Below are 791 nucleotides of genomic sequence, written 5' to 3' on the forward strand. Positions count from 1 at the left end.
CACCGGAGCGATGGAGGGTGGCGTCGGACGGTTGAGGGCGTTCAGCAGCGAGAATTGCCCGGACGTGAGTCCGACCGGCCGCAGGGCGTCGTCGAACAGCCGCGACAGGGCGCGGGCGGCGCGTTGGACGTGCAGGCACAGGCAGGCGTCGCGGATTAGATGAGTGGTCTCGAAGGGCACGTCACGGGGGTTTGACATGGTCCAATTATGTTGATATCAACTTATTTGTCAAGAAGAACAGGTGCCAAAGCGCCGCGGCATCCAGCTCCGATTCCAGGAGCCTCAAGGGAGATACGCAATGAAGTATGTCGATGGCTTCGTGCTCGCCGTGCCGGCGGACAAGAAGGAAGAATACCGCAGGCATGCCGCCGAGGCCGCCCCCCTGTTCAAGGAGTTCGGCGCGACCCGCATGGTGGAGTGCTGGGGTGACGACGTGCCGGACGGCAAGCTCACGGATTTCCGCCGTGCCGTGGATGCCAGGGACGACGAGATCGTGGTGTTCAGCTGGATCGAGTATCCGTCCAAGGAAGTCCGGGATGCCGCCAACAAAAAGATCATGACCGATCCGCGCATGCAGGCCATGGGCGAGCAGATGCCGTTCGACGGCAAGCGCATGATCCTCGGCGGCTTCGACACCATCGTCGATGAGCGTGGCTCGGGCACAGCCGGCTACACCGATGGCTTCATCGTGCCGGTCCCGTCGGAGAAGAAGGCGGACTACCTGGCTTTGGCCCAGCGTATGGCCGGCAAGTTTAAGGAGTATGGTGCGGTCCGGGTGCTCGAGGCCTGGG

1 protein-coding gene and 1 pseudogene are annotated in these 791 nt (G+C 63.0%); one reads left to right on the forward strand and one right to left on the reverse strand.

What is annotated here, in order from left to right:
- Positions 1-198: pseudogene (locus FS320_RS44450) on the reverse strand (MarR family transcriptional regulator); the annotation flags it as partial.
- 100 nt (positions 199-298) lie between these two features.
- Between FS320_RS44450 and FS320_RS44455 the strand changes: the two are divergent.
- On the forward strand, positions 299-791 hold a 493-nt coding region (locus tag FS320_RS44455), incomplete at its 3' end, for a DUF1428 family protein (protein WP_152718791.1).

This window comes from Microvirga tunisiensis, from assembly GCF_009296175.1.
GTDB classification, from domain to species: domain Bacteria; phylum Pseudomonadota; class Alphaproteobacteria; order Rhizobiales; family Beijerinckiaceae; genus Microvirga; species Microvirga tunisiensis.